Annotated in this window: 21 protein-coding genes; 3 read left to right on the forward strand and 18 right to left on the reverse strand. The window is 65.4% G+C overall.

Annotation, left to right across the window (positions count from 1 at the left end; genetic code table 11):
• Positions 1-37: 37 nt before the first annotated feature.
• Genes AC1C2N_RS10835 through AC1C2N_RS10860 form a run of 6 tightly spaced genes read right to left on the reverse strand, consistent with a single transcriptional unit; the run spans position 38 to position 5,162 of the window.
• A complete protein-coding gene (locus AC1C2N_RS10835) occupies positions 38-901 on the reverse strand; it encodes a prenyltransferase (RefSeq protein WP_483404132.1) in 864 nt (287 codons plus the stop codon).
• On the reverse strand, positions 898-1,224 hold the full coding sequence (locus tag AC1C2N_RS10840; RefSeq protein WP_495433967.1) for a lycopene cyclase domain-containing protein: 327 nt from the start codon (positions 1,222-1,224) through the stop codon (positions 898-900). The genes AC1C2N_RS10835 and AC1C2N_RS10840 overlap by 4 nt, the downstream gene beginning before the upstream one ends.
• Positions 1,221-1,556 (reverse strand): lycopene cyclase domain-containing protein, encoded by a 336-nt coding sequence (locus tag AC1C2N_RS10845; protein WP_495433968.1) that lies wholly within the window; start codon positions 1,554-1,556, stop codon positions 1,221-1,223. Before AC1C2N_RS10845 ends, AC1C2N_RS10840 begins: the two co-directional genes overlap by 4 nt.
• Positions 1,556-3,163, reverse strand: a complete 1,608-nt coding sequence (gene crtI / locus AC1C2N_RS10850) for a phytoene desaturase family protein (protein WP_495433969.1) — start codon at positions 3,161-3,163, stop codon at positions 1,556-1,558. Before crtI ends, AC1C2N_RS10845 begins: the two co-directional genes overlap by 1 nt.
• Positions 3,160-4,059 (reverse strand): phytoene/squalene synthase family protein, encoded by a 900-nt coding sequence (locus AC1C2N_RS10855; protein ID WP_495433970.1) that lies wholly within the window; start codon positions 4,057-4,059, stop codon positions 3,160-3,162. The genes crtI and AC1C2N_RS10855 overlap by 4 nt, the downstream gene beginning before the upstream one ends.
• Positions 4,056-5,162: a polyprenyl synthetase family protein gene (locus AC1C2N_RS10860; RefSeq protein ID WP_483404137.1), complete on the reverse strand. Its 1,107-nt coding sequence runs from the start codon at positions 5,160-5,162 to the stop codon at positions 4,056-4,058. The genes AC1C2N_RS10855 and AC1C2N_RS10860 overlap by 4 nt, the downstream gene beginning before the upstream one ends.
• A 75-nt stretch (positions 5,163-5,237) precedes the next feature.
• Here AC1C2N_RS10860 and idi point away from each other — a divergent pair, with 75 nt between their 5' ends.
• On the forward strand, positions 5,238-5,804 hold the full coding sequence (gene idi / locus AC1C2N_RS10865) for an isopentenyl-diphosphate Delta-isomerase (RefSeq protein WP_495433971.1): 567 nt from the start codon (positions 5,238-5,240) through the stop codon (positions 5,802-5,804).
• Between the two features lie 27 nt (positions 5,805-5,831).
• On the opposite strand, the gene AC1C2N_RS10870 is transcribed toward idi, so the two are convergent.
• Together AC1C2N_RS10870 and AC1C2N_RS10875 are read right to left on the reverse strand one after the other, a co-directional pair.
• Positions 5,832-6,809, reverse strand: a complete 978-nt coding sequence (locus AC1C2N_RS10870) for a DNA topoisomerase IB (RefSeq protein ID WP_495433972.1) — start codon at positions 6,807-6,809, stop codon at positions 5,832-5,834.
• Positions 6,806-7,693 (reverse strand): SDR family oxidoreductase, encoded by an 888-nt coding sequence (locus tag AC1C2N_RS10875; RefSeq protein WP_495433973.1) that lies wholly within the window; start codon positions 7,691-7,693, stop codon positions 6,806-6,808. The genes AC1C2N_RS10870 and AC1C2N_RS10875 overlap by 4 nt, the downstream gene beginning before the upstream one ends.
• A gap of 231 nt (positions 7,694-7,924) precedes the next feature.
• Here AC1C2N_RS10875 and AC1C2N_RS10880 point away from each other — a divergent pair, with 231 nt between their 5' ends.
• The gene (locus AC1C2N_RS10880; RefSeq protein WP_495433974.1) at positions 7,925-9,424 is read left to right on the forward strand and encodes an FAD-dependent oxidoreductase; all 1,500 of its coding nucleotides are present in this window, start codon (positions 7,925-7,927) and stop codon (positions 9,422-9,424) included.
• Positions 9,425-9,458: 34 nt separating this feature from the next.
• Here AC1C2N_RS10880 and ku read toward each other — a convergent pair whose 3' ends face one another.
• Both ku and AC1C2N_RS10890 read right to left on the reverse strand, forming a co-directional pair.
• Positions 9,459-10,295 (reverse strand): non-homologous end joining protein Ku, encoded by an 837-nt coding sequence (ku, locus tag AC1C2N_RS10885; RefSeq protein WP_483404142.1) that lies wholly within the window; start codon positions 10,293-10,295, stop codon positions 9,459-9,461.
• 70 nt (positions 10,296-10,365) lie between these two features.
• Positions 10,366-10,893: a DUF6328 family protein gene (locus AC1C2N_RS10890; protein WP_495433975.1), complete on the reverse strand. Its 528-nt coding sequence runs from the start codon at positions 10,891-10,893 to the stop codon at positions 10,366-10,368.
• 105 nt (positions 10,894-10,998) lie between these two features.
• Here AC1C2N_RS10890 and AC1C2N_RS10895 point away from each other — a divergent pair, with 105 nt between their 5' ends.
• A complete protein-coding gene (locus tag AC1C2N_RS10895) occupies positions 10,999-11,175 on the forward strand; it encodes a hypothetical protein (protein ID WP_483404144.1) in 177 nt (58 codons plus the stop codon).
• A gap of 79 nt (positions 11,176-11,254) precedes the next feature.
• Here AC1C2N_RS10895 and pyk read toward each other — a convergent pair whose 3' ends face one another.
• The 8 genes from pyk to AC1C2N_RS10935 all read right to left on the reverse strand — a co-directional run bounded on the left by pyk (position 11,255) and on the right by AC1C2N_RS10935 (position 22,980).
• Entirely contained in the window at positions 11,255-12,694 is a 1,440-nt protein-coding gene (pyk, locus tag AC1C2N_RS10900) for a pyruvate kinase (protein WP_483404145.1), read from the reverse strand.
• A gap of 89 nt (positions 12,695-12,783) precedes the next feature.
• Positions 12,784-14,241, reverse strand: coding sequence for a glutamate synthase subunit beta (locus AC1C2N_RS10905; protein WP_483404146.1), 1,458 nt, complete (start codon positions 14,239-14,241; stop codon positions 12,784-12,786).
• Positions 14,234-18,811: a glutamate synthase large subunit gene (gltB, locus tag AC1C2N_RS10910; RefSeq protein WP_495433976.1), complete on the reverse strand. Its 4,578-nt coding sequence runs from the start codon at positions 18,809-18,811 to the stop codon at positions 14,234-14,236. Before gltB ends, AC1C2N_RS10905 begins: the two co-directional genes overlap by 8 nt.
• A gap of 142 nt (positions 18,812-18,953) precedes the next feature.
• A complete protein-coding gene (gene lgt / locus AC1C2N_RS10915; RefSeq protein WP_483404148.1) occupies positions 18,954-19,925 on the reverse strand; it encodes a prolipoprotein diacylglyceryl transferase in 972 nt (323 codons plus the stop codon).
• Between the two features lie 50 nt (positions 19,926-19,975).
• Positions 19,976-20,764: a tryptophan synthase subunit alpha gene (gene trpA, locus AC1C2N_RS10920; RefSeq protein ID WP_495433977.1), complete on the reverse strand. Its 789-nt coding sequence runs from the start codon at positions 20,762-20,764 to the stop codon at positions 19,976-19,978.
• Positions 20,761-21,972 (reverse strand): tryptophan synthase subunit beta, encoded by a 1,212-nt coding sequence (gene trpB / locus AC1C2N_RS10925; protein WP_108391017.1) that lies wholly within the window; start codon positions 21,970-21,972, stop codon positions 20,761-20,763. The genes trpA and trpB overlap by 4 nt, the downstream gene beginning before the upstream one ends.
• 2 nt (positions 21,973-21,974) lie before the next feature.
• The gene (trpC, locus tag AC1C2N_RS10930; RefSeq protein WP_483404151.1) at positions 21,975-22,745 is read right to left on the reverse strand and encodes an indole-3-glycerol phosphate synthase TrpC; all 771 of its coding nucleotides are present in this window, start codon (positions 22,743-22,745) and stop codon (positions 21,975-21,977) included.
• 4 nt (positions 22,746-22,749) lie between these two features.
• Positions 22,750-22,980, reverse strand: a complete 231-nt coding sequence (locus AC1C2N_RS10935; protein ID WP_483404152.1) for a DUF6704 family protein — start codon at positions 22,978-22,980, stop codon at positions 22,750-22,752.
• Positions 22,981-23,009: the final 29 nt, after the last annotated feature.

A 23,009-nucleotide genomic window follows, 5' to 3' on the forward strand; every position in this document is an offset into this window, starting at 1 on the left:
TCGGTGTGACGGTACGTCCACGTTACAACCAACGGTGTCAGCCGAGCGCAACCCAGATCAACAGCATCGTCACGCAGAACCCCGAGACAAAGTTGAGGGCAAGAAAGTGTTTCCAGCCGCGGTTCGCGGACTCGGCGGTAGCGTCGGTGATGTTCCAGTACGGGAGGGCGTTGACGATGTACGGCAGGGCCAGAACTCCCGCGAGCGGTCCCGGCCACGGTGTCGCGAGAAGGAGAAGCCCGGCGAGCAGGTATGCGAGAACCGAGAACCGCACTGTCGCTCGCGCGCCGATCTCGGTCGCTATCGAACGGATGCCGCCCTCACGGTCAGCGAGGACGTCCTGCACAGCACCGAATGCGTGACTTCCGATCCCCCAGAGGAAGAACCCGGCGAGAAGGGCAATGAGCCCTACGTCGGCGAATGACGCTCCCGCGAGGGTGAGCCCGAAGACCGCAGGGCTGACGAAGTGGGTGGACGATGTCAGGGAGTCGAGGAACGGGACCTCTTTGAACCGGAGTCGCGGCGCACTGTATGCGATCACGGCGAAGATGCTCACCGCGAGGACCAGGGTGGACACCGCGGATCCGACGGCGACAAGGTAGACCAGAAAAGGCAGGTTGGTGATCAGGACCGCGATGAGGATCGGCCGGTGGAGGGACCGGTCGAGCACAGCCCCCTCGACGCCGCCCTTCCGCGGGTTCCGCAGGTCGGATTCGTAGTCGAACACGTCGTTGATGCCGTACATGGCGAGGTTGTACGGCACGAGGAAGTACACGGTGCCGATCCAGAACGTGAGGTCGAGTTCGCGAGTCGACATGAAATAGGCGGCAGCGAACGGGAAGGCCGTGTTGACCCAGCTCAGCGGTCGCGATGACAACAGAATCGCTCCGAGGGTTTTCATCGCCCGGCCTCCGGCTTCCTGCCTGGGAGCAGCAGCCACAGCCCCGGAAGCAGCACGGCTGCCGCTATCGCGTAAGCGAAGTCTTCGAGCGGTGCGCGTCCGAGGAAGGCGCCGCTGATGACATGCGGGTTATATCCGAACAGGCCGACGGCGATCATGATGTTGTCGAAGACCGCGGTCAGGATCAGCACGACGACCAGTGTGACAGCCATCCGGGCGAACGGATGGGAGCCGGGCTTTCGACGTGCTGTGCGCGTGGCAGCGAGGACACCGATGGCGAGCGCCGGCACGAGGAACACGAGATTGAGCAGCCAGTAGGTCACGAACGTCCCTCCCGGCGTGTCGTGCGATTGAGCAGCAGGGCAGCGCCGCCGAAGAGGTTCATGGCGAGATAGCAGAGCAGGGCGAGGAAAAAGAGCTCTTCGAGCGGGAGCTCTGGTGCGAGCAGGATGCCGGTCATGAAGTCCGTCTCGCCGCGGTAGAAGATCGACAGCCCGATCCCCGCGAGATCCCAGGTGAGGAAAAAGGCGAGACCGAGGACGAGCACGATGCTCGCGCGCCGGGCGTCAGTCCAGAAGAACAGGGTGAACCGCCGGTCGAGCAGGGCCATGCAACCGAGTGAGACGAGAAGCGCGCCGAGGTAGAGGAACGCCATCAGCGTCGAGCACCGGCGTCACGAACGCGGCTCGCCGCTGCTGATCGCGTGAGCGGTGTCGGCATTGCCTCGGTGCTCGTATCACCGCGGAGGCGTTTGATCACGAGCTCGGCGCTGATCAGGCACATCGGCAGGCCGATGCCAGGGATGCTCGAGCCACCCGCGTAGAGCAGGCCGTCGACTTTCCTGCTGACGTTGCCCGCGCGGAAGAACGCGCTCTGGGTCAGGATGTGGGCTGGACCAAGCGCCGTCCCCTTCCAGGCGTTGAGATCCGAGGCGAAGTCAGCGGGCCCGGTGACCTCGCGGACGAGAACCCGGTCGGCCAGGTCGGGTACGCCCGCCCACTCAGCCACCTGCACAATCGCGTCGTCGGCGATCCGCTGCACAGTGGCATCCGCTCGCCCGCCGATCGCCGGATCGGCGGGTACCGGCACGAGGATGAAGAGGTTCTCGGTGCCATCCGGCGCGACCGACGGGTCTGACGCGCTCGGCTTGCAGACATACAGGGAGGCCGGCGATGGAACACTCGTCGGTTCGGTGAAGATCTGCGAGAAGTTGTGTTTCCAGTCGCTCGTGAAGAACAGGCTGTGGTGTTCGAGCTCAGGGAGGGACCCGCTCACGCCGAGGGACACCAGCACAGCGCTCGGCCCCGCTGTCTTCTTCTCCCAGTAGCTCTCGGGGTAGGTCTGCAGCGGCTCGGGCAACAGGCGGGTCTCGCTGTGGTGCAGGTCAGCCGTCGAGACGACGAGGTCCGCGGCGAGGGAGTGAGATTCGCCGGAACTGTCGGTCCAGGTGACCCCCCTGACCGCCGGTTTCTTACCGGATGCCGCCCTGCGCGTGTCGATGGACGTCACCGTCGCGTCGGTCCGAATGTCGACCCCCTCGCTTCGGGCAAGGGCAGCGATCGTGTCGATCACCGTGGCGAAGCCGCCGCGCGGGTAGTACACACCGTCGGCGAGGTCGAGGTGGCTCATCAGGTGGTACATGCTCGGCGTCGAGAACGGGCTCGACCCGAGGAAGACCGCCGGGTAGCCGAGGATCTGGCGCAGCCTGTCATCGCGGAAGTACCTGGAGGTGAATGTGTCGAGGGACTCGGTGAGCAAACGGACGAGTAGCCGGGTCCGGCGGAGGACGTCACGTCTGAACAGCGGGAGGAAGGACTCGAAGGTCGAGTAGAGGAAACGCTTCTTCGCCATCTCGTAGGTGAGCGCCGCGGAATCGAGATAACGCTCGAGCTCAACGCCTGCCCCGCTCTCGATGCTCTCGAACAGTGCGATGTTCTTTTCCCTGGATGCTGCGATCGTGACCGGTTCGCTCCGGCCCTCGAAGAAGACGCGGTAGCCGGGGTCGAGTCGCGCGAGGTCCAGCTGCTCAGCGGCAGAGGTGCCGAGCAGCCGGTAGAAGTGGTCGAAGACCTCCGGCATGAGGTACCAGCTCGGCCCCGTATCGAAGCGGAAGCCGTCGCGTTCCTGGAGACCTGCTCTCCCGCCGACCTCACCGCGCTTTTCGAGGAGGGCCACCGCATAGCCGTCCCGCGCGAGAAGTGCTGACGTGGCCAGGCCGGAGATGCCGCCGCCGATGACGACGGCGTTCTTCACGCCGGTCACGGGAGCTTTCCAGCCGCGGCGGCAGCCGCGAGGCGCAGCTTGACCGAGGTGGGAACACGGACCCTGGTGTGGCTGAGCGCGCTCGCCGGGGTCTGGCGGATCCGCTCCGTGAGCTCACCGAAGAGCAATTGGGCGAGCGCGACGGCGCGCCTCGACGAGGGCGGGAGTTCCCGCAGTGTCGCCGAGGCGATCGCGAGGTCCTCGTCGATGTCCGCGAGAAGCCGGCGCTTGTCGTCATCCCCGAATGAGGTGAGTTCGACACCGGGAAAGTAGCTGCGCCCGAGGCCGTCGAAGTCTGCGGAGAGGTCCCGCAGAAAGTTGACCTTCTGGAATGCGGCGCCGAGGTGGCGCGCTCCGTTGACGAGTCGCGCTTCCTGATCTTCGGGCACCGTGTGGCCGTGGAGAAAAGCGCGCAGACACATCAGGCCAATGACCTCAGCAGAACCGTAGACGTATGTCTGGAAGGTTTCCGGGGTGTGGGTGGTCTCGGTGCAGTCGGCCCGCATGGACGCGAAGAACGGTGCGGTCAGGTCCCGCGGGATCCCGACGGTACGGGCGGTGAGGGCAAAGGCGTGGATTACGAGGTTTGTGCTGTAGCCGGTGGCAGTGGCCAGATCCGTTTCCCTTTCGAACGCGTCGAGCCTCGACGCCACCTCATCGGGGGCAAGCCCGGCGTCCCTGGCCACTCCGTCGACGATCTCGTCGGCCACGCGCACCAGGGCGTAGATGTTTCTCACGTGCACGCGGACATCGGGACCGAGCAGCCGGGATGCCATGCCGAACGACGTCGAATACCGTTCGATGACGCGAGCGGAGGTTTCGACGGCGACTTCGTCGTAGAGGGCGCCGCCGGTTGGAGACCCGGCGGGCCGGGAGCGCAGGGAGGGACGGTTCAACGGACACGCTCCAGAACTCTTCGGACGACGGGTTGAAGCTCGGTTCTCAATGCGACAGGAATCGCATCAGACGCGAGGTGCTCCCAGGCGCGGTTGGTGAAATCGGCTGCGAGGCTCTCGGCGAAGCTTTTGGACCCTGAGTCTACGAGGGCGTTGCGAATGTGGGTCGCTTCCTCTTCATCGAGATCTGATTTGCCAAAGAGCCCGGAGACGGGCTGCCACAGGTTGTGGGTGGATGCCCGTGCCGTGATCACGGTCCGTTTGCCTTCCCGCAGGTCCCCGAGCGTGCTTTTGCCCGTCACCTCTTCCCGACCGAAGACACCGAGAATGTCGTCGACGATCTGGTAGGCGATGCCGATGTTGCGCCCGAATGCGCCGAGCTGCTCGATGGTCTCGTCAAAGGCGCCAGCGAGCACAGCACCCGACTGGAGTGGCGCCTCGAACGAGTACACGGCGGTCTTCAGGCGTTCCATCTCCACGATCTCGTCGACGGTCGGTTGTTCGGGCAGCAGTGAGAAGTCAACGTCGGCGAGTTCACCCGCCGCGGATGCCGTAATCGCGTCGTCGAGGAGGTCGCGCAGTCTGAACCTGACATCGTCTGCTGCACCGGTCCGGTCGACGAGCCGGTATGCGGCGGAGATCGCCAGGTCGCCGGCAATGACCGCCGCCGACATGCCGCGGTGCTCCGCTGCGGGAAGCGGCACGCCGGCCGTTGTGGCGATGTCGCGGTAACTGCCGGAGATGTTGGCGTGGCCCCGCCTGACAAAGTCCCTGTCGATGACGTCGTCGTGGATGATGAGCGCCGTGTGGAGCATCTCGTAGGCAGCAGCGAGCTGCGCGACGGCTTCGAGGTCGTTACCGCCGAGAGACGTGTAAGCCGCCATGACCATGCGCGGCCGGAATCGCTTGCCGCCCGTCGTGTTTCGTTCGATGACGTCCCAGAGTCGTTCGAACCGATGGCCGTGTTTTCCAGCCTGGCTCCGCGCGAGGCTGAAGTAGCGCTGAAGCGCGTCATCGACCTGCTGCGCCCCTCGCCAGGGCGCGTCGATGAGCTGGTGCTGGTCCATTCGTCCACGGTACTTGACGGTCTGAATGATCGTCACATACTTTCGGTTGATTTCGACCAGCCCCCCAAGTCCCGGCTTGGTCGACCGCTGGACGAGGCACAGAATGGAGACATGAGTACAACGGTTGAACAGGTTGTCCTGCTTGCTGACGACGGTTCAGTGGCCGGTGTCGCCGATAAGTCGACGGTGCACACCCGGGCGACACCGCTCCACCTCGCGTTCTCCTGTCATGTCTTCGACCCGGACGGGCGGATCCTGGTGACGCGGCGGGCGCTGACGAAGGTGGCCTGGCCGGGAGTGTGGACGAACTCGTTCTGTGGGCACCCGGCACCGGGTGAAGATATGGACCAGGCCGTGCACCGCCGCGCGAGCCACGAACTCGGCGTGGTTCTCGACTCCCTCGAACTGGTCCTGCCCGATTTTCGGTACCGTGCGGTCGACGCATCGGGCATCGTGGAGAACGAGGTGTGCCCCGTCTATCGCGCCATTGTCAGCGGTTCCGTGAACCCACGACCCGACGAGGTTGCTGAGTGGTTGTGGGTCGACCCGGCACACCTGACCACAGCCGTCACCGCGACGCCGTGGGCGTTCAGCCCGTGGCTCACCCTCCAGCTTCCCCTGCTGGCAGAAGCCGAGTCTGCCGCGGGAAGGGCGGACCTGGCCGCCGCCGGTTCCTGAGGGCATGATCTCCGTCAGCCGGGCCGCTTACGAACCGAGAATCAGACGTCGAAGCGCGGGTTCCGGCTGGCCATTGCCGTCAAGCAACTCGCCGTTCCGATAGCGGTCGATCACGCGCGGATCGATATAGCTCGACCGCGCAACGGCGGGCGTGTTGCCGAGGGCATCCGCGGTCTCGGCGACGGCGGCTGTGATGATCTTCGCCTGCTGCCGAGCGGATGAGACCACGCCGAAATCGCGGAGAGAGCGCGCGGCGATAATGCTGCCGTGCAGCGTCCGGAAGTCCTTGGCGGTGAAGTCGCCGTTCGTCCGCAACCGGACGTAGTCGTTCATGTCCTGGGCGCTCAGCGGCCGCCAGTCCCTTCCGTTCTTCCACGCCAGGAGGCGCGCCTCACCGCCCCGGCGCTTGAGCGAACGAATCACTTTCGCCAGGTCGTCGTCGGTCGTATCGCTCGACCAGGCCTGACCGCTCTTGCCAGGAAACTCAAGAGAAACCGTTGGGCCAGAGACTGTCGCGTGTTCACACAGCAGCGTCGTGAGGCCGTGGCTGCCGTGCTCGAGTGCGAATCGCTCGCTGCCCACCCGCAACCGGGCGGAATCGAGAAGCCTGAAGCCCGTCGCGAGCGCGCGGTCACGGGATCCGGTTGGACCCCTCAGGTCGCTTGTCACGCGCCTCCGGGCGGACGGGAGGGCGAGTGCCAGCTCGAGCGCCCTGTCGAACTTCTGCTTGTCCTGTTTCTGCCGCCATACCTCGTGATACAAATACTGGCGCCTGCCGGCCTGGTCGATGCCAACAGCCTGGATATGACCGTGCGCGTGCGGCGAAATCCACACGTCCGTCCACGCCGGCGGGATCACGAGCGCGGCGATCCGCTCGATGGTTTCCGGATCGTGAACCGGCCGACCGCCCTCATCGATGTACCGGAAGCCCGACCTCGTCCGTCGGCGTCCGAGACCGGGGCCCGAGGTTTGGCTCCGGCGAAGGCGCGGTGCCCTGACGCTCAAAGTCCCTTGCCACCGGTGACGGGCAGCACCGCGCCTGACACGTATGAGGCGTCATCGGAGGCGAGGTAAACGTAGGCCCCCGCGAGTTCGGCGGGCTGGCCCGCGCGACCGAGCGGGGTGTCGGCGCCGAAGCTCTCCACCTTGTCCGGCCATGACGTCGCGGGAATAAGTGGGGTCCAGATCGGACCAGGGGCAACAGCGTTGACCCGCACGCCCTTGTCGCCGAGCTGCTGCGCAAGGGCCTTCGTAAACGCGACCTGCGCGGCCTTGGTCATCGCGTAATCGATGAGTTCCGGTGACGGGTCGAATGCCTGGATCGACGATGTGGTGATGATCGAAGACCCCGGCTTCAGGTGAGGGATCGCCGCGCGCGCCGTCCACATCACGGCGTAGAGGTTCGTCTTGAACACCCGGTCGAACTCTTCGGTCGGCAGGTTTTCGAGCCCCTCACGGTTTTCCTGGTACGCAGCGTTGAGCACGAGGATGTCGAGGCGCCCGAGCTCCGCGAGAGTCAACTCCACCATTTCGGTGCAGTACTGTTCGTCACGGGCATCGCCGGGCAGCAGGAGCGCTCGACGGCCGGCCTTCTCGACCCACTCCGCGGTGTCCTCAGCGTCATCCTGTTCTTCCGGGAGGTAGGAGATGGCGACATCGGCGCCCTCGCGAGCGAAAGCTATCGCGACGGCTCGTCCGATACCGGAGTCACCTCCGGTAATGAGGGCGACACGACCGGTCAGCTTTCCCGAACCCGTGTAGGTGTCTTCACCGTGGTCAGGCGTCGGGTCGGTCTTGGAGAGGAGGCCTGGCTGGTCCTGTTCCTGTCGCGGGAAGCCCCCGACGTGGTACTTGTTCCTGGGGTCCGGTGTTGTCGCGTCTGCGGCCATGGCTGACTCTCCTGAATATGTCGTTGGGTCTGTCGGTATTCGGCGAGCCCGTCCGGCGCCTTTCTTTGATGGGCCACCGGGCGAGAACTGGCACACACAATACGCGCGGCGCAATTACAGGCTCAAGGGGTGGCGAAAGCGTCTCTGCCCCGCTACGGTCGGGACGTGCCGCCCCTGACGACTTGCGGGCCACGGCGCACCACGCCCGCGGCTCGAACGAGGAGAACGACGATGCCCAGATCCACGCTGCCCCAGGGACCGTCGCTGTGGCTTGACCGGCAGGACAGCATCGACACCGATCTCTGGCGCGACGGCCTCGAGGCTGACGTCGTCGTGGTTGGGGCCGGGCTCTCCGGCCTTGCTACAGCGCTCGCGGTCGCGGAGCAGGGGCAATCAGTGATCGTGCTCGAGGCACGGTACGTCGGCGCTGTATCGACGGGAAACACAACGGGAAAAGTGTCGCTGCTGCAGGGCTCCCAGCTGTCAAGCCTGGACCGGTCACTTCCGCGTGAGCTGCTCGACGCCTATCTCGCCGCGAACCGTGCCGGGCAGGACTGGATCAGGAACTTCGCTGGCGCGGAGGGCGTGCGACTGGAATTCAGGGATGCCGTGACCTACGCGTCGACAGACAAGGGCGCGCCGACGATCGAAGCCGAGTTGGACACAGCGTCGTCACTCGGTCTTGATGTGACGGCGCTCTCGGCACTCGAACTACCGATCGACATCACCGCGGCGGTGAGTCTTGGTGGACAGTTCCAGCTCGACGCCGTCGAACTTCTCGCCGCCCTCGCCGGGGCGGTCCGGAGGAATGGCGGGATTGTGATCGAGGGAGTCCGTGCCCTCGATGTCGACTCGGGCGGCCCATGCGTCGTCGCGACGGACCGCGGGGAGGTTCGGGGCAACCGCGTTGTCCTGGCGACCGGCATGCCCTTCCTCAAGCGTGGAGCTCAGTTCGCCACCATTCAGGCGCACAGGTCATATGCCCTCGCGTATCGGTGGGACCAGCCGCAACTGGGGGGAATGTACCTGTCCGTCGACGAGCCCTCCCGATCCATCCGGGACTGGACTCGCCCGGACGGCCGGTACCTCATCGTCGGGGGTAACGACCACAGGGTGGGTACAGGCCAACCGACGACAGCACGGGTCGACGACCTCGCCGGGTGGACGACGGAGACCTTCGGCGGGTTGACCGAGACCCACTCCTGGTCTGCCCAGGACTATCGGGTGTCGGACGGGCTGCCGCATTTCGGACCGATCAGTCCAGGCGAGGACCGGGTCTTCGTCGCCACCGGTTACAACAAGTGGGGAATGGCCAACGGCGCCGCTGCGGGAATTTCGCTCGCTGCGCAGTTCGCCGGCACCTCCCCCGACTGGGCCACCGCGCTTCGCGGCCGGGTACCGACCTCGAGTGCGATCCGTACCACTCTCGCTGCCGGTGCCACGGTTGCCGCGGATCTCGCAAAGGGCTGGGTAGGCGCGGAACTGTCGGGCCTTCCCGAAGGCGGGCCAGTCGAAGGCGAAGGCATTGTCGTGCGCGACGGCGTCAAACCCGTCGCGGTCTGCCGGGTCGACGGCGTCGTCTCGCGAACCTCGGCGGTGTGTCCTCACCTGGGCGGAATCGTGGCCTGGAATGACGTCGAGAGATCATGGGACTGCCCGCTGCACGGCTCGCGGTTTACCGCGACAGGTGAGGTGCTCGAGGGCCCTTCGGTCACCGGGCTCACGAACTGATTTCGCGGGCTGACGCGGCAGCGCCAGCCCGCCGCTAGGCGGGCTTCTTCTTCGCAGCCTTCGCCGGCGTTTTCTTCTTCTTGGCATCGCGGGACTTCTCCACGCTGCGGCGGAGGGCTTCCATCAGGTCAATGACCTCACCCGACTCCTCTTCCTTCTCGCTCTCGCCGAAGGTGGCATCCGTATCGAGCGCCTCGCCCTGTTCGAGCTTGGCGTCGATGAGCGTTCGCAGTTCTCCCTGGTATTCGTCGGTGAACTGATCGGGTGTGAAGTCGTCGGAAAAACTGTCGACGAGCGCGCTCGAGAGTTCGAGCTCCTTCGCAGAGATGCGCACGCGCTCCTTCAGGCTGTCGAAATCCGCCGCGCGGATCTCGTCTCCCCAGAGCAACGTCTGGACGACGAGGACCCCATCGCGGGCACGGAGAGCGGCAAGCCGGGTCTTCTGCCGCAGGGCGAACCGGACAATTGCCGTTCGGTCGGTCGACTCGAGCGTCTTCCTGAGCAGAACGTACGCCTTCGATGATGTCGAGTCAGGCTCGAGGTAGTAGCTGCGGTCGAACATCATGGGATCCACCTGCTCGGTGGGCACGAACTCGACGACCTCGATCTCACGGCTCTTCTCCTGCGGCAGCGACGCCAGGTCCTCGGCGGTGAGGACGACGGTGCGTTCCCCGTCGTCGTACGCCTTGTCGATGTTCTCGTACTTGACGATCTTGCCGCAGACCTCACACCGGCGCTGGTAGCGGATTCGACCGCCGTCCTTGTCGTGGACCTGGTGCAGGGGGATGTCGTGGTCTTCGGTGGCGCTGTAGACCTTCACCGGCACGTTGACGAGGCCAAAGGTGATGGCACCCTTCCAGATTGCTCTCATGCTTTTAGTGAACACCGTTTCCTGGCCGTTCGCCAGCGCTTGACACCGCCGTGGCGGGTACGGCTGCGGTTCAGCTCGCCGGATCGGTGTCCCCGTCTGGCGTCGACACGTGCCTCACGACGAGCGGAAGGATGAGTCCGAAGACGATGAGGATCACGGCGAGGATGCCGGCCGCGACCAGGCCGGCGGTTCGGCCGACGACGAAGTCGAAGATCAGCATGGCGGTGCCGATGGTGGCAACCGAGACGCCGAAGATCACGGCGCGGACCATGGCGTGCCCGATCGAGACCGTGAAGCTCTTGAGCCTCTGCCGGAAGAGTACCCGGTGCAGGCTCACCGGAAGGAGGCACAGCACGGTGGTGAGGATCGATGCGGAGACCAGTGCCAGGTAGAGGGTGCGCTGGAACACGTCGAGTTCGGTGAACCGCGGTTGAAAGGCGATCGCCAACAGGAACGCGGTCAGGATCTGAGTACCCGCCTGGAGGACCCTGAGCTCCTGGAGCAGGTCTATCCAGTTGCGGTCAGAGCGCTCCTCGTCACTTTCGTCGCGCCCGTTTCCGATGGCATCCCGTCGGTCTTCGCTGTGTTCATCAGTCATCGCCGTTGATTCCTTTCGTCGGGCTCTTGTTCCGACGTTGCACCCAGCCTAGGGTTTGACTCAAGCGGCGGTTCGACCGCGACCCCCACACGGAAGGAACGGCCCATGGCGAACCTGACAGACGACGACGGTGACATCATCGTTCCGGATGACGAAGAACTCGCTGTGCTTCCCGACGAGGATGATGACCCGTTCGAGGAGTTCGACGGACTCGATGAGGAGCGCCCGATCGATGACACCGACCCCGATCTGGACGGCGTTGTGCGGCCAGAGGACCTGTAGGACCGGGCCGAGCGCTCGACCAACGACGAAACGCGGACCCGACAGGGTCCGCGTTTCGCGTGTGTAACCGGGTGCGTGGCTACTGGTATGCGGGAACGACTCCGTGGTGGGCGTCGCCCACCTTGTGGACCCGGAGGTCGTTCGTCGATCCGGGGATTCCGGGAGGGGAACCTGAGATGACGACGACCTTGTCACCGACCTTGGCCTTGTTGAGACCGAGGAGGATGTCGTCGACCTGGCTGAACATGGCATCCGTGTGGGTCACGCGGTCGACCAGGAATGCTTCAACACCCCAGTTCAGCTGCATGCGGCGGCGGATGCCTTCATCCGGCGTCATTCCGAGCACGGGGATCTGTGTGCGAAGGCGTGACATCCGGCGTACCGAGTCACCCGACTCCGTGAATACGCAGAGGAACTTGGCCTCGACGAAGTCAGCAACCTCGCTCGCGGCGAGGGTGATGGCCCCACCCTGCGTGCGCGGCTTGGTGCCGAGCGGAGCGATGCGCTCGAGTCCGTGTTCCTCGGTGGACTCGATGATGCGGGCCATTGTCTGAACCGTGATCACCGGGTACTGCCCGACGCTCGTCTCGCCACTGAGCATGACGGCATCCGCACCGTCGAGAACAGCGTTCGCGACGTCCGAGGTCTCCGCGCGGGTCGGAATCGGGCTTGAAATCATCGACTCGAGCATCTGCGTCGCGACGATGACCGGCTTGGCCATCCGGCGGCACAGTTCAACGGCGCGCTTCTGCACGATCGGAACCGCTTCGAGGGGAAGCTCGACACCGAGGTCGCCTCGCGCGACCATGATGCCGTCGAAGGCTTCGATGATCTCCTCGAGGTGATCAACGGCCTGCGGCTTCTCGATCTTGGCGATGACGGGGAGGCGCTTTCCCTCCTCGTCCATGATTTCGTGGACGCGTGTGATGTCTTCCGCATTGCGCACGAAGGAGAGGGCAATGAAGTCGGCGCCGAGCTTGAGACCCCAGCGGAGGTCGGCCTCGTCCTTCTCGCTCAGGGCGGGGACGTTGACGGCCACTCCCGGGAGGTTGATGCCCTTGTTGTTGGAGACAGCGCCGGCGACGATGACCTCCGTCGTGACGACCACGCCGTCGGTTTCGAGGACCTTCACCTTGACCTTGCCGTCATCGATGAGAAGGAAGTCGCCCGGCTTCACGTCGTCGGGCAGGCCCTTGAACGTTGTTCCGCACAGCTCCTTGGTTCCGAGTACGTCCTCGGTGGTGATCTTGAAGATGTCGCCCTTGGCCAGGTTGTACGGTCCGCCCTCGAACTTGCCGAGCCGGATCTTCGGCCCCTGCAGGTCGACAAGCACGGCCACGGGCTGGCCCGCGTCCGCTGCGGCCCTGCGCACGTTCGCGTAAACACCCTCGTGGACGTCGTAGGTGCCGTGGCTGAGGTTCATCCTCGCAACGTTGACACCTGCGTCGATGATTGCCCGAATATCCTCATAGCTGGCGGTTGCCGGCCCGAGGGTAGCGACGATTTTAGCTCGTCTCATACTTGTCGTTCTCCGTGCTTCTGCGCATGCGCGCTCTTGCGGGGTTGTCTTGGCGGGAAAAAGATGCGGACCTGACACGCGGTCCAAGTCTAGAGCGCTATGGCTCGATCGGTAGGGCGTACCGGGGCGGGGAGATCGCTCTCCCCTTCGAGGTACCTGTCCACGGCCGCGGCAGCGGCGCGACCCTCTGCGATTGCCCAGACAATGAGTGACTGGCCGCGCCCGGCGTCGCCAGCAACGAAGACGCCTGGCTCGCTCGTCGCGTAGTCGTTGCCGCGCTCCACGTTGCCGCGAGCGTCAAACGGAAGGCCGAGCTGGGATGTGAGGTCGTGCGATTCCGGGCCGGTGAAACCCAGTGCGAGGAGCACGAGGTCGGCAGGGATCTCCCGTTCGGTGCCGCTCTTCGGCACCCGCCGCCCGTCGACGAATTCCGTCTCGGCGACGCGGATGGCGCGCACCTCGCCGGACTCGTTGCCCAGGAACTCGACGGTGGATACGAGGTACTGGCGTTCGCCGCCCTCCTCGTGTGCGCTCGACACTTCGAACAGGGTCGGCGTCATCGGCCACGGCTGGGCGTCGGTGCGGGAGGTCGGGGGCTGGGTACCGATCGCGAGGTTTGTCACGCTTGCTGCACCCTGCCTGTGCGCCGTTCCGATGCAGTCAGCACCGGTGTCGCCGCCACCGAGGACAACGACGTGCTTGTCTTCAGCGACGATCTGGCCGGGAACGTCGTCGCCGGCGCCCGCCTTGTTCTGCTGCACCAGGTAGTCCATGGCGAAGTGAACGCCGCTGAGGTCGCGCCCAGGGATGGGCAGATCGCGCGGAACCATGGCACCGGTCGCGATGACGACGGCGTCGTACCGCGAACGCAGTGCGTCCCAGCTGATGTCGACGCCGATGTTCACTCCGGCCCTGAACCGGGTTCCCTCGTCGGCCATCTGCTTGAGGCGAGCGTCGACGTGTCTCTTCTCCATTTTGAAATCGGGGATGCCGTAACGCAGCAGTCCACCGATTCTATCGTCGCGCTCGTAGACGGCGACGGTGTGGCCGGCGCGGGTGAGCTGCTGCGCCGCGGCGAGCCCGGCCGGGCCCGATCCGACGACGGCGACGGTCTTGCCTGTGAGGCTCTCCGGCGGGTGCGAGTCGACCCAGCCGTTGGCGAACGCCTGGTCGATGATCGACACCTCGACCTGCTTGATGGTCACCGCAGGCTGGTTGATCCCGAGCACGCAGGCGCTCTCGCACGGAGCCGGGCAGAGCCGGCCCGTGAACTCAGGGAAGTTGTTGGTGGCGTGCAGGCGTTCGATCGCCTGCCTGCCGTCTCCGCGCCAGGCGAGGTCGTTCCACTCGGGAATCAGGTTGCCGAGCGGGCAGCCCTGGTGGCAGAACGGCACACCGCAGTCCATGCAGCGCCCGGCTTGCCGGCGAAGCTGGGTCGGGTCGCCCTCCTCGTAGACCTCTTTCCAATCCATCAACCGGATCGGGACAGGCCTGCGCTTGGGCAGTTCGCGCTCTGTGACCTTCAGGAAGCCTTTCGGATCAGCCACCGGTAACCTCCAGGATTCGGCCCCAGACGACGTCACCGTCGGGATCGAGTCCCTCGGCAACGGCGTCCTGGCGCGTGCGCAGGACAGCTGCGTAGTCGCGGGGCAGTACTTTGACAAATTCCGAGAGACCCGATTCGCCGTCGGCGAGGAGCTGGGCCGCACGGGGTGAACCGGTTTCGGCGAGGTGGCGTTCGAGCAGGTCGCGGACGATCTCGATGTCTGCGCTGCCGAGCGGAGACAGGGTCAACTCGCCAGCAGCCAGGGCTTCACGGTTCACCTTCTCCGGGGTGAGACGGTGAACATAGGCTGTACCGCCGGACATCCCGGCGCCCAGGTTCCGACCCGTCTCGCCGAGAATCACCGCGAGCCCGCCCGTCATGTACTCGAGTGCGTGATCGCCAGCGCCTTCGACGACGGCCGTTGCCCCTGAGTTCCGGACGAGGAATCGTTCACCGACGATGCCGGACAGGAACATCGTGCCCTGGGTCGCCCCGTAACCGATGACGTTCCCGGCGATGACGTTTTCCTCTGACGGGAACGTGCTTCCCTTCGGCGGGAAGATCACGATCTCGCCGCCGGAGAGGCCCTTGCCGACGTAGTCGTTGGACTCCCCCTCGAGACGCAGGGTGATGCCGCTCGGCAGGAACGCGCCAAACGACTGGCCGGCTGAGCCCCGAAGCCTGACCTGGATCGAGCCGGACGGGAGTCCGTTCTCTCCGTGTCGCACGGTGACCTCGTGGCCGAGCATTGTTCCGACGGCGCGCTCGGTGTTGCGGATGGTCCGCTCGATCGAGACGGTTCCGCCGTGCTCGAGCACGTTGCGGCTCTCCGCGATGAGCGAGACGTCGAAGTGCTTGTCGAGTTCGTGCTCCTGGTTGCGGGCGTGTGTCCGCGGCTCGGAAGCGTCGAAAGCGGGGCCGACGAGGATCGGCTCGAGGTTGAGCCCCGACGCCTTCCAGTGCTGGATCGCCGTGTTGGTGTCGATGAGCTCGTTGTGCCCGATCGCCTCCTGCAGGGTCCGGAAACCCAGTGCGGCGAGGTACTCGCGCACTTCCTCGGCGATGAACTGGAAGAAGTTGACGACGAACTCCGGCTTGCCGGTGAACCGGTCACGGAGCACGGGGTTCTGGGTGGCAACGCCAACGGGACAGGTGTCGAGGTGACAGACGCGCATCATGACGCAACCCGAAACGACGAGGGGCGCCGTCGCAAAACCGAACTCTTCAGCACCGAGCAGCGCGCCGATGATGACGTCACGGCCGGTCTTCAGCTGACCGTCGACCTGGACGACGACGCGGTCGCGCATGCCGTTCAGCATGAGCGTCTGCTGGGTTTCGGCGAGGCCGAGTTCCCACGGCGTTCCGGCGTGCTTGAGCGAGTTCAGTGGGCTCGCTCCGGTACCACCGTCGTGACCGGACACCAGGATGACGTCGGAGAGTGCCTTGGCGACACCGGCGGCGACGGCACCGATGCCCGACTGGCTCACGAGCTTGGTGTGAATCCGTGCAGACGGGTTGGCCCGCTTGAGGTCGAAGATGAGCTGCTTGAGGTCTTCGATCGAGTAGATGTCGTGGTGCGGAGGCGGTGAGATCAGTCCGACGCCCGCAGTCGCGTGACGCGTACGGGCGACCCACGGGTAGACCTTCGTCGGCGGCAGCTGGCCGCCCTCTCCCGGCTTCGCACCCTGGGCGAGCTTGATCTGGATGTCATCGGCGTGGGTGAGGTACATGCTCGTGACACCGAACCTGCCTGACGCGACCTGCTTGATCGCGCTGCGGCGCTCAGGGTCGAGCAGCCGGTCGGTGTCCTCGCCGCCCTCACCGGTGTTGCTCTTGCCGCCGAGACGGTTCATCGCGATCGCGAGCGTCTCGTGCGCCTCAGCGGAGATCGAGCCGTAGCTCATCGCTCCCGTTGAGAACCGCTTGACGATTGACTCGACAGATTCCACCTCGTCGAGAGGGATCGGGTGACGTGCTTCCGTCTTCAGCCGGAACAGGCCGCGAAGCGTCATCAGGCTCTCCGCCTGGTCGTCCACGAGTTTGGTGTAGTCACGGAAGATGTCGTAACGCCTCGTGCGCGTTGAGTGCTGGAGGCGGAAGATCGTGTCCGGGTTGAACAGGTGTGGAGAACCGTCACGACGCCAGGCGTACTCGCCGCCGGTCTCCAGCCGCTCGTGCGAGATCTTGGCGGTGTTGAGGGGGTATGCCGCCTCGTGCCGCTTGAGGTTCTCGGTCTGGATCACGTCGATGCCGACGCCGCCCAGTGTCGATTCGGTTCCGGTGAAGTACCTGTCGACGAATTCCTGGCTGAGGCCGACCGCTTCGAAGCACTGGGCGCCGGCGTACGACGACACGGTCGAGATGCCCATCTTCGACATGATCTTGAGCACGCCCTTGCCGAGTGCGTAGATGACGTTACGCACTGCCTGTTCGGCCGTGATTCCCGTGATCGTGCCATTGCGGACGAGGTCCTCGCAGGTCTCCATCGCGAGGTACGGGTTGACGGCGGACGCGCCATAACCGATGAGCGTCGCGACGTGGTGCACCTCGCGGACGTCACCCGCCTCGACGACGATTCCGACCTTGAGTCGGTTCTGCGCGCGGATGAGGTGGTGGTGGACCGCGGCCACGAGGAGGAGCGACGGGATCGGTGCGAGGTCCTTGTTGGAGTCGCGGTCGCTCAGCACGATGAAGTACGCCCCGGCGGCGATGGCCTCGTCGACCTCAGCGCAAATGGCGTCGATGCGGTCGCGAAGAGCGTTGGGGCCCTCGTCGAAGCGGTAGAGGCCCCTGATCGTGGTGGTGGTGCGCGAGCCGTGGCGCGGGTCGATGTGCTGGATCTTGGCCAGTTCATCGTTATCGATCACCGGGAAGTCGAGAACGACCTGTCGGGCGTGCTCCGGCCCGGCGCTCAGCAGGTTCCGTTCGGGACCGAGTCCCAGCTTGAGCGAGGTGACGACCTCTTCACGGATGGAGTCGAGCGGCGGGTTGGTCACCTGCGCGAACTGCTGGGTGAAGTAGTCGAAGAGCAGCCTCGGGCGAGCGGACAAAGCGGCTATCGGTGTGTCTGAGCCCATGGCACCGAGCGGCTCTGCACCGTTCTGGCCCATCGGCTTCAACAGGATGCGCACTTCCTCCTCCGTGTAACCGAAGGTGCGCTGCCGGCGGGTCACTGACGCTGGCGTGTGCACGATGTGCTCGCGCTCCGGCAGGTCGCTGAGGTTGATGCGCCCCGCGTCGAGCCACGTGCCCCACGGCTGTGACGCCGCAAGTGTCGCCTTGATCTCCTCGTCCTCGATGAGGCGCTGAGCCTCGGTGTCGACGAGGAACATCTTGCCGGGGCGCAGCCTGCCCTTGCGCTTGACCCGCTCCGGTGCGATGTCGAGCACGCCGATCTCACTGCCGAGCACGACGAGGCCGTCTGTTGTCTCAAGCCAGCGCCCCGGGCGGAGCCCGTTCCGGTCGAGGGTTGCGCCGACGAGGGTTCCGTCGGTGAAGGTGAGCGCGGCGGGTCCGTCCCACGGTTCCATCTGCATCGAGTTGAACTCGTAGAAGTCCCTGAGTTCCTGTGGCAGGCCGGTCTGCTTCTCCCAGGCCTCAGGGACCATCATCATCATGGCGTGCGGGAGTGTCCTGCCGGTGAGCGTGAGCAGCTCGAGGACCTCGTCGAATGATGCCGAGTCACTCGCGCCGGGGGTGATGATTGGAAGCAGGCGGCGGATGTCGCCGAGCAGTTCGCTCTCGAGCTGCGACTGGCGGGCGCGCATCCAGTTGCGGTTGCCCTCGACCGTGTTGATCTCGCCGTTGTGCGCCATCATCCGCAACGGCTGCGCGAGCGGCCAGGACGGGAACGTGTTGGTGGAGTAGCGGGAGTGGACGATCGCCAGCTTCGACGCGAACCGCTCGTCGCTGAGGTCGGGGTAGAACGGCTCGAGCTGGAGCGTCGTGACCATGCCCTTGTAGACCATGGTGCGGCAGGACAGGGAGATGAAGTACGCGTTGAGCTCTCGCTCGGCGCGCTTGCGAAGCCTGAACGCCTGACGATCGAGAGCGATCCCGCTGACCGCGCCGCCGGCATCCGTCGTCGCTGTGCTCGACACGAACAGTTGTTCGAATGCGGGCATCGCCGCAAGGGCGAGCTTGCCGAGGTGGGTGGAATCGACGGGCACCTGCCGCCAGCCGAGGACCCTGAGGCTCTCGCTCGATGCGATCTGCTCGATGCTCGCCTTCAGCGCAGCCCGCTCAGCCGCGTCGCGCGGCAGGAACGCCATGCCGACCGCGTATTCGCCGGCTCCGGGAAGTTCGAAGTCAGCTACAGCGCGCAGGAAGTCGTCGGGGATCTGCGTCAGGATGCCTGCGCCGTCTCCGGTTCCTGCGTCAGAGCCGATGGCCCCGCGGTGCTCGAGGTTACGCAGCGCATCGAGCGCAGACACGATGATGTCGTGCCCGGCGGTACCGCGAAGCGTTGCGACCATGGCGAGGCCACAGGCGTCTTTCTCGCGACGCGGGTTGTAGAGTCCCTGTGCCTCTGGCACAAGGCTGAACTGTGAAAAGGTGGGCCGTGGCTCCATCGATTACCGTCCTAAAGATTGCGGGGGACGCCGGTGGCCCTGAATATCTGAGCGCGTCGCCGCCCGACATTGGGCTGAGTGTCTATCGACGACTCCGCGGGCGACCGCGTTGGGTTTAGAAGCTTTCCGGGTAACGGCAATCCTAGGAGTGAGAACCGGTCTCGCTTGTGGCGGCGGTCTCTCGGGATCCGACGGCTGGGAGGTCAGGCTCGCTGACGTCCACGTAGTCCGAATCCGTGTGTGTCGATTGTACACCGGCGTCGGTACCGGCCCACTCACGGCCAGGAACGTACGGGCTCGGCTCGAGACCCGTGTGGCGCCTGGACTGAACGACGACGATGAGGATGCCGATAACGATGGCGAGCAATGCCGCCCAGACGTTGACGCGGAGACCGAGGATGACCTCGCTCGGGTCGACCCGGATCGACTCCCACACGGTGCGGCCGAGGCCGTACCAGATCAGGTAGAGGCCGAGCACCTTGCCCCACTGCAGCCGGAACCGGCGCTCGAGGATGAGCAGGACGGCAACACCGGCCAGGTTCCAGATGACCTCGTAGAGGAACGTCGGGTGGAAGAGCGTCCCAGCAGGGAGGCCCTGGGGCCAGGCCGCGTTGGATTCATCGATCTCGAGTCCCCACGGGAGCGTGGTCGGGGTGCCGAACAGTTCCTGGTTGAACCAGTTGCCGAACCGCCCGAAGGCCTGGGCCAGAAGCAGGGCGGGTGCAACGGCATCCGCGAAGGTCCAGAACCTGATACCGGTCATCTTGCAGCCGAGCCACGCACCGATCGCGCCACCGATGAGCGCGCCAAAGATGGCGATGCCGCCCTCCCAGATGTAGAGGGTTCGCAGCAGGTCGGCGCCGGGGTAGAAGTAGTCGTTGGGGTGCGTCAGGACGTGGAAGACCCGCGCTCCCACGATGCCGAACGGCACCGCCCAGAGAATGATGTCGAGGACGACCCACGGTTCAGCTCCGCGGCGGGTGAGGCGTGCGTTGGTGAGGAATGCAGCGGCGACGATGCCGGCGAGAATGCACAGGGCGTAGAAGTGGATGGTGAAGTTGCCCAGCTGGATGTAGCTGACATCTGGACTGGGGATGCTGAGGTGGAAGGACACTGAGCTCCACGCCTTTCTCGGTATGACTCTTGGGACGTGCGCGTCTAACTCTAGTTCTCGCTGGCGCGGCCCTGTGACAGCTCACGCGCAACGGCAGCAACGCTCGAGATCCCGCCGGTGGCGAGGGCGTTCACGAGCGCGGAGCCGACGATGGCACCGTCCGCATACTCGAGGACTTCGCGCACCTGGCTTGCCGTGGAGATACCGACACCGACGCAGGCGTTCTCGGCACCGACCTCACGGAGTCGCCCGATCAGGGCCCTGGCCGCAGAGTCGACGTCGCTCCGCGCACCGGTAATGCCCATCGTGGATACCGCGTAGACAAAGCCGCGGCTCGCCTCGACGACCTGCCTGAGCCGTTCGTTCGTCGATGACGGTGCAGCGAGGAAGACCCGGTCGAGGCCAGCCCGCTCTGACGCGCTCAGCCACGGTTCGGCCTCATCGGGGATGAGGTCAGGCGTGATCAGCCCTGCTCCCCCTGCTGCGGCGAGGTCGTCGGCGAACCTGTCGACCCCGTACTGAACCACGGGGTTCCAGTAGGTCATGATCAGCACGGGCACGTCCACCTGTGACGTGATCCGGCTGACCGCCTCGAACCCGTGCCTCAGCCGGAACCCATTGGCCAGTGCCTGCTGGGTCGCCTGCTGGATGACCGGGCCGTCCATGACGGGGTCAGAGTACGGCAGGCCCAGCTCGATGATGTCGACGCCGCTCTCGGCGATGGCGACCGCGGCGTCGACGCTCTCGTCAAGCGTGGGAAACCCGGCGGGCAGGTAGCCGATCAGCGCTCCAGTCCCTGACTCGCGGCGAACCTGAAGAACGGATGCCACGCTGGTCACGATTGTTCTGCTCCCGAATCGATGAGGTCGAAGTAGCGCCCGGCAGTTTCCATGTCTTTGTCGCCGCGGCCGGACAGGTTGATCAGGATCGTGGCGTCCGGCCCGAGTTCCTTGCCGAGTTCGAGCGCACCGGCGAGGGCGTGTGCACTCTCGATCGCGGGGATGATGCCCTCGGTGCGGCTGAGCAGCCGAAGAGCGCTCATGGCCGCTGCGTCGGTGACCGGTCGGTACGTGGCCCGGCCCAGGTCGGACAGCCACGCGTGCTCAGGTCCGACGCCCGGATAGTCGAGTCCGGCAGAAATCGAGTGCGACTCGATGGTCTGTCCGTCCTCGTCCTGGAGCAGGTAGCTGCGCGCACCATGGAGAACGCCAGGGCGGCCCTTCGTGATGGTGGCGGCGTGCCTGAGCGTCTCAGCGCCCTCACCAGCGGCCTCGAACCCGTAGAGGGCAACGTCGGTGTCGTCGAGGAACGCGTGGAAGATGCCTATCGCGTTCGATCCGCCGCCGACGCACGCGGCGACGGCATCCGGGAGCTTGCCGGTGAGCTCGAGGACCTGCGCCCGCGCTTCCTCACCGATGATCTTCTGCAGGTCGCGGACCATCGCGGGGAACGGGTGAGGGCCAGCGACGGTGCCGAAGATGTAGTTTGTCGACTCGACGTTGGTCACCCAGTCGCGCATGGCGTCGTTTATGGCGTCCTTGAGGGTGCGGGACCCGGTCTTGACAGCGACAACTTCGGCGCCCAGGAGGCGCATTCGCGCGACGTTGAGCGCCTGGCGTTCGGTATCGACCTCGCCCATGTAGATCACGCAGTCGAGACCGAACAGTGCGGCGGCCGTCGCGGTTGCGACACCGTGCTGCCCGGCACCGGTCTCGGCAATCACGCGGGTCTTGCCGATGCGCCTGGTCAGAAGAGCCTGGCCGAGCACGTTGTTGATCTTGTGCGAACCCGTGTGGTTGAGGTCTTCCCGCTTGAGGATCATCCGCGCACCGCCGCCGTGGGCGGCGAACCTGGGCACCTCGGTGATGATCGATGGGCGCCCGGTGTAGCTCCGGTGAAGCTCGGTCAGCTCAGCGGCGAACGCCGGGTCGAGTTTGGCGAGCTCCCACGCCTCCGAGAGCTCGTCGAGGGCGGCGATGAGTGACTCGGGGACGAAACGCCCACCGAACTCGCCGAAGTATGGACCAGTTTCGTCCCGTAAAGCCATGTCTATACCGCCAGGAATTCGCCGAGGGTGAGGATGGGATCGCTCGTCACGAGCGCTTCGCCGATGAGTACGACGTCAGCGCCAGCCGCGCGGTAGTGAGCAACGTCTGCCGGGGCCAGCACGGCAGACTCAGCGACCCTGATGACCCCGGACGGGATCTGGGAAGCGAGGGTGCCGAAGAGATCGCGATCGAGCTCGAAGGTGGAGAGGTTGCGTGCGTTGACGCCGATGAGTTCTGCGCCGAGGTCGAGGGCCTGCTCGAGTTCTTCCGCACTGTGGGTCTCGACGAGCGCGGTCATTCCGAGTTCGCGGATGAGCGTGTACAGCTCACTCAGTGTCGACCTGTCGAGGCCTGCAACGATCAGCAGTGCGAGGTCTGCTCCAGCGGCCCGCGCTTCGAACACCTGGTACGGGGTCGAGATGAAGTCCTTGCGCAGGACGGGAATCGACACAGCACCGCGGACCTCTTCCAGGTCGGCGAGTGAGCCCTTGAACTTGCGTCCCTCGGTGAGCACGCTGATGGCACTCGCTCCCCCGGTCTCGTAGGAGACGGCGAGCTGGGCCGGGTCAGGGATGTCGGCGAGCTGCCCGCGGGACGGGCTCGCCCGCTTGACCTCGGCAATGATCTTGACGCGATCGGCCGGCGCGAGCGCAGACAGGGCGTCGAGAGGTGCTGGTGCGGCAAGCGCAGCGGCTTCCACCTGCGATAGCGGGCGCTCAAGTTCGCGCTCGCGAGCGTCGGAGAGAGCGCCGGCCATCAGATCGGCCAGCACGGTACTAGTGCTCCTTCGGGGCGGACTTCGGACCGTTGACGCCGTAGCCGGCCTTCTTCATGATCCAGCCGACGATGGCGCCGACGACGACGAGTCCCGCGGATGACCACACGAGCCAGGGCGTGTCGAACCAGAAAGCGATGGTGCCGACGGCAAAGCCGATCAGCATGATGGTGATGGCCGTCCAGGCGGCAGGTGAGTGGCCGTGTCCCGGTTCGGTTGACTCTTCGCTCATGGGTCTCCTTCAGTCTTGGTGCAGCTTTC

The organism is Mycetocola sp. Y791 (assembly GCF_059445325.1).